This window comes from Variovorax sp. P1_H12_2, from assembly GCF_056405335.1.
On sequence record NZ_JBFUCI010000022.1, the window covers coordinates 20,621 to 30,622 of the forward strand.

The window sequence follows — 10,002 nt, forward strand, 5'->3', positions numbered from 1 at the left end:
GCCGCGTCACACAGCGCCGCTGTCGTCCTCGAGGACGGACGACGGGCGACTTCGAGCGGCGTGTGCGGTCGGGGGGCAGACCTGCGAAGGGGGACAACCATGACCATGCATCTCGCGATCGGCGACTCGTCCGGGCCGCTTTCGATCGCCAGCGGCAATCACTACAACCCGACCGGCGTCCTGCTCTCGCCCGGCGCCACCTACGAGATCGCGGCGGACGACAGCCGATGGCTCGACTGGCATCTGGCATCGAGCGCGGACGGCAGGATCCAGCCCAGCTTCGCCCAGTCGATGGCGCGCTGGGCGCTGCGCTGCAAGGAAGGCCGGTGGTTCCAGCTGATCGGTGCGATCGGTCGCAACGATGCCCATCTGTTCCCCATCGGGAAGCACGCCGTGTGGACCTACGAAGGCCAGAGCGACGAGGTCGAGCCCGAGCTGTTCCTGTTCGCCAATGACGCCTGGTTCGCCTACCTCAACAACCATGGCGCGGTGAACGTGACGGTCACGAGAGTCCGGTAGGTCGCATCGCGGCGCGAGCGATGCGCGCGGGCCCTCTTCAGCCGACCGCCTTGATCGAGCCCTCGCGCGCCGCTTTCACCAGCATCGAGGCGACCGCGCACGAAGCCAGCCGCGCCGCTTCGGAGTCCGCCCGGCTGGTCAGGATCACCGGCACCTTCGCGCCCAGGACGATGCCTGCGGCGTAGGCGCCGGCAAGAAAGCTGAGGCTCTTGGCCAGCATGTTGCCGGCGTCGAGATCGGGCACGATCAGGACGTTGGCGAGGCCCGCCACCGGCGAGACGATGCCCTTGATCCGCGCCGCCTCGGGGTCGATCGCGTTGTCCATGGCCAGCGGGCCGTCGAGTTGCGCGCCGGTGATCTGGCCGCGGTCGGCCATCTTGCACAGCGCCGCGGCGTCGAGGGTCGACGGCACCCTGGGATTCACGGTCTCCATCGCGCAGAGCAGCGCCACGCGCACGGCCGGCATCCGCAGGGCATGCGCGAGGTCGATCGCGTTCTGCACGATGTCGACCTTCTCCTCCAGCGTCGGCGCGATGTTGATCGCCGCGTCGGAGATGATCAGCGGCTGCGCGTGGCCCGGCACGTCCATCACGAAGCAGTGGCTGATGCGTCGCGAGGTGCGCAGGCCTCCTTCGCGGCGCACCACGGCGGCCATGAGTTCGTCGGTGTGCAGGCTGCCTTTCATCAGCGCGTCGACCTCGCCCTGGAGCGCGAGCGCGACCGCCATGTCGGCGGCTGCGTGGCTGTGCGGCGCGTCGACGATCCGCATGCCCTCGAGCCCGGCCCCGAGCGCACGCGCGGCGGCCTCGATCTTCGCGCGCGGCCCGACCAGCAGCGGCGCGGCCAGGCCCAGCCGGGCCGACTCGAGCGCCGCCTGCAGCGCCACTTCGTTGGCCGGGTGCACCACCGCGACGCGCAACGGTGGCAGGGCGCGCGCGGCGGCGATCAGGCGGTCGTAGTGGGGATGCGCGGCGGCGGACGAAGGCTCCATGGGTGCTCCAGTGAACAGGGTCGGGGTTATAAGTGTCGTGCTTTCCCGGAGGATGAGAAAAATGTCTGTTGCAACGCCCGGCGGTGACATGGTCGCGGTCGCCAACGCAGGCTCGTCGAGCCTGAAGTTCTCGCTGTACGAAATGCGCGGCGAGGCACTGAGCCTGGTCCTGCGCGGCCTGGTCGACGGGCTCGACACGGCGCCTGAATTCACCGTCAGGGATCCGGCGGGCCAGGAGATCGGCCATCGGGCCTGGGACGCCGGCTCGGCGCTCGGGCACGACGCGGCGCTGCACCATGTGATCGGCTTCGTGCGCGAACGGGTGCCGGGCATCGTGCTGCGCGGCGTCGGCCATCGCGTGGTGCACGGCGGCGCCACCTTCGCCCAGCCGGTGCTCGTCACGCCGGAGGTCCTGCAGCAGCTCGACGCGTTGTCGCCACTGGCGCCTCTGCACCAACCCAACAACCTGTCGCCGATCCGCCTGGCCTTCGAAGCGCTGCCCGGCGTGCCTCAGGTGGCCTGCTTCGATACCGCCTTCCACCGCAGCAACCCCGAGGTCGCGCAGATGTTCGCGCTGCCCTTCGAGCTGTACGCGAGCGGGGTGCGCCGCTATGGCTTCCATGGCCTGTCCTACGAATACATCGCGGCGCGACTGCCGGAAGTGGCGCCGGAACTGGCGTCGGCCAGGGTGGTCGCGCTGCACCTGGGCAACGGCGCCAGCGCGTGCGCGCTGCAGGGCGGCCGCAGCGTGGCCAGCACGATGGGCTTCACGGCGCTCGACGGACTGCCGATGGGAACGCGCTGCGGGGCGATCGACCCCGGGGTGCTGCTGTACCTGATGAACGAGCGCGGCATGGATGCGCGGGCCATCGAGAAGTTGCTCTACACGGCGTCGGGTCTGCTCGGCGTCTCCGGCGTCTCGAGCGACATGCGCGTGCTGCGCGCCAGCGATGCGCCGCGCGCCCGCCTCGCGATCGAGCTCTTCGTCTACCGCATCGTGCGCGAGATCGGGTCGCTGGCGGCAGCCATGGGTGGCCTGGATGCGGTGGTGTTCACGGCAGGCATCGGCGAGCACGGCGCCGATATCCGCCGCCTCGTCGTCGCACGACTGGGCTGGCTCGGCATGCAGCTCGACGACGACGCCAACGACGGCGGCGGCCCGTGCATCAGCCGCGCCGCCGGCCGCTGCTCGGCCTGGGTCATACCGACCGACGAGGAACTGATGATCGCGCGGCACACCGTGGGCTTGCTCGATCCGCCGTTGCACCAAAGTGCAATTTGAAGATTGGCACGAAGAGGTTAGTCTGCCCTATGGAAGCGCTTGAGAGCGCTTCTTCCTGGCCATCGGCGACGCCCATGGCCAACGACAGCATCTCCCCTCTTCGGGATCGACATCAACGCAAGGAGTATTCGATGGCGACAAAGTCAGGACAAGGCGCAGGCGGCAAACCCAACATTCTCGTCCTCTGGGGTGATGACATCGGCGTGACGAACATCAGCGCCTACAGCGATGGCATCATGGGCTACGAGACGCCCCATATCGATCGCATCGCGAAAGAGGGCGTTCGATTCCTCCACTACTACGGCGAGCAGAGCTGCACCGCGGGTCGCGCGGCCTTCCTGACCGGGCAGCATGGACTGCGCACCGGCCTCACCAAGGTCGGCTTTCCGGGCGCGCCGATGGGGATGAGCCAGCTCGATCCGTCGATCGGCGGCTTGCTCCAGAACCTGGGCTATGCGACCGGCCAGTTCGGCAAGAACCACGTCGGCGACCGCAACGAGAGCCTGCCGACGGTCAATGGCTTCGACGAGTTCCTGGGCAACCTGTATCACCTGAATGCCGAAGAAGAGCCGGAGCTGCCCGACTACCCGAAAGATCCGGCCTACCTCGCCAAGTACGGTCCGCGCGGCGTTCTCAAGTGCAAGGCAAGCGACAAGGACGACCTGACGGTCGACCCGCGTTTCGGCAAGATCGGCAAGCAGACCATCGAAGACACCGGTCCCCTGACCAAGAAGCGGATGGAGACCATCGACGACGAGACCTCGGCCGCGGCGATCGACTTCATGAAGCGCCAGAACGACGCGGACAAGCCGTTCTTCGTCTGGTTCAATTCCACCCGCATGCACTTGCGCACGCACGTGCGCGATGCGCATCGCGGTCGCTACGAGCACGGCGACAGCGAGTACATCGACGGCATGATGGAACATGACGACACGATCGGCACGCTGCTCGATGCGCTGGACGAGATGGGCATCGCGGACAACACGATCGTGGTGTATTCGTCCGACAACGGCCCGCACATGAACACCTGGCCGGACGCGGCCATGACGCACTTCCGTTCGGAAAAGAACACCAACTGGGAGGGTGCCTTCCGGGTCCCCTGTCTCGCTCGCTGGCCGGCCGCCATCAAGGCCGGCACGGTCACCAACGAGCTGATGAGCCACAACGACTGGATCCCGACGCTCTGCGCGATCGCCGGCGAGCCCGACATCGTCGGAAAGCTCAAGAAGGGCTACAAGGCGAACGGCAACACCTACAAGGTTCACCTCGACGGCCACGACCAGTCCGACTTCCTGCGCAAGGTGAKCGGCACCGCGGGCAAGAAGAGCAGCGTGAAAAGCGCGCGCGATCTGTTCTTCTACACCGACGACGACGGCCTGCTGGTGGCGATCCGGCAGGGCGCCTACAAGTACGTCTGCGCCGAGCAGCGCGTGCCAGGCACGATGCAGGTGTGGGCGGAGCCGTTCACGGAGCTGCGGCTGCAGAAGATCTTCAACCTGTTCCAGGATCCCTTCGAGCGGGCCGACATCACCTCGAACACGTTCTGGGATTGGCAGCTGAATCACGTCGGCCAGGTGTATGGCCTGATGGAGGAGGTGTTCAAGTTCGCCGAGACCTTCAAGGAGTTCCCGCCGCGATCGTTCCCGCCGAGCTTCAATCCGGCGACGGTCCTGGAGTCGACCATGGCCGAACTTCGCAAACGGATGGAAGCGGCGGCTTCGACGTCGAAATAGGCACCCCGCGGCCGCCGCGCTACAAAGCGCTCAGGGCGCCGCGCCGGTCGCCGACGCCACATAGCGCGCCAGCGTGCGGATCTGCTCGTCGGTCAAGGTCTTGAACGCGGGCATCGGGCCGATGCCGTTTCGGATCGCCTTCTCGACGCGGGCCGCATCCGGCTGCAGTTCGTCGAGGTCGGGACCGATCTGGCCCGTGGCGCCCGCCTTCTTGAGCGTGTGGCACAGGGCGCAGGCCGGCGTCGCGCCGGTCAGGAAGAGCTTGCGGCCTTCGTCCGCGGCCGGCTGGGCATGGGCGCCCGCGATCCACAGGCCGGCGAGGACGACGGCCCCCCAGAAGCGATGACGCATGGCGTTCAGGCCACCGAGATGGAGACGGCGTGGTCGCGCCAGCTCGAATTCAGGTAGCCGCCCTTGTTCTCGACCCGGTTCTCGGTCTGCACATTGCCGCGCACGTCGGTGACGCGGCTGGCCAGCACGTACTTGCCGGCCGCAAGCCGCACGGGCAGCTCGAACTGGCGCCAGGCGAAGCGGCCCAGGTCGGGCCCGACGAGCGCCGCGCGCTGCCAGTTCTGGCCGCCGTCGATCGAGACGTCCACTTGCTTGACCGCGTTGACGCCGGCGAAGGCGACGCCCCGCACCACGACTTCCTCGCCCGCGCGCAGGTCCGTGGCGCCGGCCAGCGGCGTGTTGATCCACGACTTCGGCGGCATCTGCCACACCGAGGGGTCGGTCGGCCGCTGCGAGGCCTCGCCGGTCGGCGTCATGCGGTAGTCGGTCTGCTGGATCGACGAGTCGCTTTCCGCCGCGGTGAAAGCCACCCGCTTGACGTACTTGACGCTGTTGACGCCGGTGAAGCCCGGCACGATGAGGCGCAGCGGGCCGCCATGCGCCAGCGGGATCGGCTGGCCGTTGATCTCCCAGGCCAGCACGGCGTCCTCGTAGACGGCGGCCGGCACGCTGCGCTCGACCCTCGACTTCGGGCTGATGCCGGCCGGCAGCACCTCGCCGCCGGTGCCGGTCAGGAACTTCATTCCCGGGTTGATGCCGCCGAGCGCCGCCACGACGTTGCGCACCGGGACACCGGTCCACATGATGCAGCCGGCCGCGCCGGTCTGCCATGGGGTTCCGCTGGGCTTGGAGGGGAACATGCCGCGGCCATTGCCGCTGCATTGCAGGACCATGGTCACGCTCTCGGTGCCCATGGTCTTGAGCTCGCGCACGCTGAGCGATTTCGGCCGCCGCACGCCCTCGATCTGGACCGTCCAGTCGTCGGGCTTGGCGACGATCTCGGCGCTCGGCGGCGCCRGGTTGTTGCGCACGTAGAGCTGGTTGACCGTGGTCAGCGCGCCGTTGCCGGCCGGCCCGCGCCGCATCTCGATCGTGTTGGCGCTGTGGACGATCATCGCGCCCGCATCCTTGAAGGCCGCGAAGGCCGGCAGGGGCCGCGCGGCCGCAGCTTGGGCGAAGGCCGTTCGCCACGGTCCGACGGCGGCCATCGTGACGGCCGCGCCGGTCCCGGTGAGAAGCGCGCGACGCATCGGATTGGGCGCAAACGGCAGATTGGTCATGAGAAACGCTCTTTCGAATCAGGGGTGTGAGGTGGAAGAAAGTCGGAACCGATACTACGCGCTCGCCGTGCGGCGATTACTTCGCCGCCGAGTCCACGGCCAGGCCCGCGGCCCGCCATTCGGGCAGGCCGCCGCGGAACCAGTTCACGTGGGTGTAGCCGGCCTTCAGCGCCGCGATGCTCGCCTTGTGGCTCTTCCAGCATTCGGGCCCGTTGCAGCCGAAGACCAGTTCGGCGTTGCGGTCGGGGCCCAGTTCCGCTACGTTGAACTCGTCGAGGTTGGCGGCGAAATCCGGGTCCTTCGCCGACTTCTCGACGTAGGGGATCAGCACCGAGCCAGGCACATGCGCCTCCTTGAATTCCGCGGCGTTGCGGGTGTCGATGTACTTCGCGCTGCGGCTGGACAGCAGGGTGGCCACGGTCTTGGCGTCGACCACCTTGGCGCCCTTGAGTTCGCGCGGCGTGAAGTAGCCCAGGGTGGAGACGTACGTGAAGTCCTGCGCCGACACCCGCGTGGTCTTGGTGCCCGGTGCGGCATCGCCCAGGTCGGCGCGCAGCATGTCGGCTGAGACCTTGGAGCCTTCCTTGATGGCAACGCTCAGGCCCGGGACATCGCGAGACTCCATCACCATCTTCACCGGCGCACCGGCAGCGACCCATTTGTCGAAGGTCGCCTTCTCGACAGCGACGACGTCGCAGCGGCCGATCTGCAGGCACACCAGCAGGGCGTCCTGGTAGCGCGTTTCGTACAGGTCGCGGAAGTGCCGCTTCATCGTCGTGTTCGCGGCGATCGCCTCGCCACGCAGCAGGTAGGTCACCAGGCTGTCCTGCAGCGGCAGGCCGAGGCGCTTGCCGGCGGCCTGCTGGAAATTGCCGATCGTGCTGTTGGCGGGCACCACCAGCACGGCCTGCGAGCGCACATCCACCGCGCTCACCGGCGTGTAGCCATAGCGCACCGCGGAGCCGATCAGGTGGGCCGGTCCGACGACGACATCCGGCAGGCGCGCGCGGGTGGCGCTCAGGTCGCTGGTCATGTCGGCCGAACCCGTGATGGCGACATCGGCAACGCGCTCCTTGCGCAGTGCCTGCTCGATCGCGTTGCGCCACAGGGTCATGGTGGCACCGCGCGATTGCTCGGCCTGGTCGCCCGGGTTCACCAGCACCTTGACCTGCGCATGGACGGCCGTCAAGGCCAGCATGCAGGCGGCCAGCGCGAAGCCGGCGGCCCACCGCGCGCGGGTGAATGTCATGCCTGCAAAATTCTTGCTCATTGTCGTCTGGCCTCTATGATGCTTATCTCAAAGTATGAAACCTTTAGATACATAGGGGCAAGTACATCTAAAGTTCTCTGTTGATGTTGGTGGGTACAGGAAAAGTGCGACGGCAGGGTCAGGCGAGCCACCGCTTGCGCCGCTTGTAGGACTTCATGTCGCGAAAGCTCTTGCGCTCGCCGCCACCCATGCCCAGGTAGAACTCCTTGACGTCCTCGTTGTTGCGCAGGATCGCGGCGCTGCCGTCCATGACGATCCGGCCGCTTTCCATGATGTAGCCGTAGTCGGCGTACTTGAGCGCCATGTGGGTGTTCTGCTCGGCGACGAGGAAGGTGACCTGCTCTTTCTGGTTCAGGTCTTTCACGATCTCGAAGACCTCCTCGACGATCTGGGGTGCGAGTCCCATCGACGGTTCGTCGAGCAGCACGACGCTGGGGTTCGCCATCAGCGCACGGCCGATGGCGCACATCTGCTGCTCGCCGCCGGAGGTGTAGGCGGCCTGCGAGCTGCGCCGCGTCTTCAGGCGCGGGAAGTAGCTGTAGACCTTCTCCAGGTTCCGCGCGATCTCTGCCTTGTCGGTTCGCGTGTACGAGCCGGTCATCAGGTTTTCCTCGATGGTGAGATGGGCGAAGCAGTGACGGCCCTCCATCACCTGCACCACGCCGCGGCGCACCAGCTCGGCCGGGGACAGGTTCTCGATCCGATCGCCGCGCAGCGCGATGCTGCCCTTCGTGACCTCGCCGCGCTCGCCCTGAAGCAGGTTGGAAATGGCGCGCAGCGTGGTGGTCTTGCCCGCGCCGTTGCCGCCCAGGAGGGCTGCGATCTGGCCTTCGGCCACTGTCAGGGAGACGCCCTTGAGCACCAGGATGACGTGGTTGTAGATGACCTCGATGCCATTGACATTCAGAACGATGCTTTTCATTGAATGGGATCCCGAAGAGCAGGCAGGGGCCGTGGCCGGCCTGCCTGCGCCGGCTTCGCGAAGCTGCCTATGAATTGCAGTCGTCGGGGGTTCGGGGGGCCAGTTTCTTGTCGCTGACGTACTTGTCCGCAGCCGTCTTGAGCAGCGGCCCCAGCACGCTCGGGTCCGCATGGAGCCACTCCGAGCTGACATCCCACCGGGTCCCGTTCCAGGTGTAGGCACGCGCCGCGGACGGCCCCATGTGGTCCTTGCAGGTCGTGGCGATGGGGCGCATCACGTCGGCGATGCCCAGTTCTGCAAGCTGCTTCTCGTCGAGTTTCAGGTTCTCGTAGCCCCAGCGTGCCTGCGCCGGCGTCATCACCTGGCCCTTGCCGAACTTCTCCTGGGCCCGGCGAACGCCCTCGACCGCGACCATCGCGTTCATCAGGCCGCGCATGTAGAGCGCCTCGCCCACTTCTTCCTTCGGCCCCGACCCATTTCCCTTGCCGTGCAGCTTCTCCAGGACTTCCTTCGCAATCCTGGAGTCGAAACCCGGCCCGGGCAGGATCAGGACGGCGCTGTAGCCTTCCGCGCCCGCGACGCCCTTCACGTCCGAGTCCGAGCCCGATGGCCAGACCCCCACCAATCGGTTGCGTGGGTAGCCGGTCGACTGGGCCTCCTTGAGCGCCGTGGAATTCATCACGCCCCAGCCCCAGAGCAGCACATAGTCCGGCCGGCTCTGGCGAATCTGAAGCCAGGCGGCTTTCTGGTCGACCCCGGGCGATGGCACCGGAATGGAAGTCAGTTCGAAGCCGTGCATCTGCGCCCGGGCGGTGACGACCGGGACCGCCTCCTTGCCGAAGGGGCTGTCGTGATAGAGCAGGGTGACCTTCTTGCCCTTGAGCTTGTCGAGGCCCCCGGCTTTCTGCGCGACATACTGGATCTGCGTGTCGGCAGATGCCCAGTGCGTGCCGCCGATGGGGAAGCTCCACTTGAACACCTCGCCGTCGGCACTTTCGCTCAGGCCGTAGGCGGGGGTCAGGATCGGGATCCGGTCGGCCGCGCCGCGTTCGGTGAGCGCGAAAGTGATGCCGGTCGACATGGTCTGGAACACCGTGGCGCCGCCGTTCTTTGCTTTCAGGCGCTCATAGCATTCCACGCCGCGGTCGGTCGCATAGCCGGTCTCGCACTCCTCCCAGGCGACTCGGACCCCGTTGATGCCGCCCTTCAGGTTGACCAGCTTGAAGTAGTCGACGAAGCCGTTGGCCCACGGCGTTCCGCTGGGGGCGTAGGGGCCGGTCCGGAATGTCAGCAGCGGGAAGAACTGCTGCTTGTCCTGTGCCACTGCCGGCGCCGAAGCTGCCGACATCACCGCGGCCAGCACGGTGGCGGCGATTGCCATTGTCTTTTTCATCGTGTCTCCTGTTGTTTGCACTTGTTCGGCCGAAATCGATCTCTCTTCACCCGCCAGTCAATGAGGGAACGGCCATACCCTCAGCTTTTGCTTGCCCAGCATCCAGAGCTTGCTCAGCCCGTGGGGCTCGACGATCAGGAACCAGACAATGAGCCCGCCGAACACCATGGACTCGGCGTGGGAGATGGCTGCCGCGGACACGTGGGCCCCGAAGAGGGCACCCAGGGCCGGCAGCGCCTGGCTCAGGAAGATGGGGAGGAGGACGATGAAGGCAGCGCCGAAGAAGCTGCCCATGATGGAGCCCAGGCCGCCGATGATGAC

The 10,002-nt window shown here is 67.0% G+C and carries 9 protein-coding genes and 1 pseudogene; 3 read left to right on the forward strand and 7 right to left on the reverse strand.

Translation table 11 applies throughout. The annotated features are described in order from the left end of the window. The first annotated feature begins 99 nt into the window (after positions 1-99). Positions 100-519: a hypothetical protein gene (locus tag AC1D2K_RS04465; RefSeq protein WP_478086612.1), complete on the forward strand. Its 420-nt coding sequence runs from the start codon at positions 100-102 to the stop codon at positions 517-519. 37 nt (positions 520-556) lie between these two features. On the opposite strand, the gene AC1D2K_RS04470 is transcribed toward AC1D2K_RS04465, so the two are convergent. Next, positions 557-1,510: a phosphate acetyltransferase gene (locus AC1D2K_RS04470; protein WP_478086613.1), complete on the reverse strand. Its 954-nt coding sequence runs from the start codon at positions 1,508-1,510 to the stop codon at positions 557-559. A 61-nt stretch (positions 1,511-1,571) separates the two neighbouring features. Between AC1D2K_RS04470 and AC1D2K_RS04475 the strand changes: the two genes are divergently transcribed. Both AC1D2K_RS04475 and AC1D2K_RS04480 read left to right on the forward strand, forming a co-directional pair. After that, entirely contained in the window at positions 1,572-2,792 is a 1,221-nt protein-coding gene (locus tag AC1D2K_RS04475; protein ID WP_478086614.1) for an acetate/propionate family kinase, read from the forward strand. 131 nt (positions 2,793-2,923) lie between these two features. After that, positions 2,924-4,525: an arylsulfatase gene (locus AC1D2K_RS04480; protein ID WP_478086616.1), complete on the forward strand. Its 1,602-nt coding sequence runs from the start codon at positions 2,924-2,926 to the stop codon at positions 4,523-4,525. Between the two features lie 30 nt (positions 4,526-4,555). Here the strand turns inward: AC1D2K_RS04480 and sorU are convergent, their stop codons facing one another. From sorU to AC1D2K_RS04510, 6 genes and pseudogenes are all read right to left on the reverse strand, one after another. Continuing rightward, complete coding sequence (gene sorU / locus AC1D2K_RS04485; RefSeq protein WP_478086617.1) at positions 4,556-4,876, reverse strand: SorU family sulfite dehydrogenase c-type cytochrome subunit; 321 nt, start codon at positions 4,874-4,876, stop codon at positions 4,556-4,558. Positions 4,877-4,881: 5 nt separating this feature from the next. Continuing rightward, complete coding sequence (sorT, locus tag AC1D2K_RS04490) at positions 4,882-6,096, reverse strand: SorT family sulfite dehydrogenase catalytic subunit (RefSeq protein WP_478086618.1); 1,215 nt, start codon at positions 6,094-6,096, stop codon at positions 4,882-4,884. 76 nt (positions 6,097-6,172) lie between these two features. Then, the gene (locus tag AC1D2K_RS04495) at positions 6,173-7,345 is read right to left on the reverse strand and encodes a rhodanese-like domain-containing protein (RefSeq protein WP_478086620.1); all 1,173 of its coding nucleotides are present in this window, start codon (positions 7,343-7,345) and stop codon (positions 6,173-6,175) included. A 139-nt stretch (positions 7,346-7,484) separates the two neighbouring features. Then, positions 7,485-8,288 carry an ABC transporter ATP-binding protein gene (locus AC1D2K_RS04500; protein ID WP_478086621.1) on the reverse strand — a complete coding sequence of 268 codons (804 nt, stop codon included), beginning with the start codon at positions 8,286-8,288 and terminating at the stop codon, positions 7,485-7,487. A 67-nt stretch (positions 8,289-8,355) separates the two neighbouring features. Further along, positions 8,356-9,681, reverse strand: a complete 1,326-nt coding sequence (locus AC1D2K_RS04505; protein ID WP_478086622.1) for an ABC transporter substrate-binding protein — start codon at positions 9,679-9,681, stop codon at positions 8,356-8,358. 57 nt (positions 9,682-9,738) lie between these two features. After that, positions 9,739-10,002: pseudogene (locus AC1D2K_RS04510) on the reverse strand (branched-chain amino acid ABC transporter permease); the annotation flags it as partial.